At 43.1% G+C, this 346-nt stretch carries 1 tRNA gene; it reads right to left on the bottom strand.

What is annotated here, in order from left to right:
- Positions 1 to 260: 260 nt before the first annotated feature.
- Positions 261 to 336: transfer RNA gene (locus J502_RS16305), tRNA-Asn, on the bottom strand.
- Positions 337 to 346 lie beyond the last annotated feature (10 nt).

The raw sequence follows: 346 nt of genomic DNA, 5'->3' as shown, positions 1-346 counted from the left end.
CTCGAACCAGGGACCTGCGGATTAACAGTCCGTCGCTCTACCGACTGAGCTATGGGAGAATCTGTGGGCTATTCTATGGAGGAAGAGATAAATGGTCAAGTGGAAATAGCTAAAAAATCATTAGATTTAAAGCGTTTGTTTTAAAAATATTCAGTAAGTGAATCTTGGCGAACAATAAGACCTATCAATAGGAATAACTTGAATATATTCTTGGCGTAATAAAAAAAAGCCCACTTAAATAAGGGGGCTTTTTAGAATCTTGGCTCTCCCACCTGGGCTCGAACCAGGGACCTGCGGATTAACAGTCCGTCGCTCTACCGACTGAGCTATGGGAGAATCTGTGGGC

It is taken from the genome of Acinetobacter sp. 1294596 (assembly GCF_000582925.1).
Lineage (GTDB): Bacteria > Pseudomonadota > Gammaproteobacteria > Pseudomonadales > Moraxellaceae > Acinetobacter > Acinetobacter radioresistens.
This window is presented reverse-complemented; position numbering and strand designations above follow the sequence as displayed.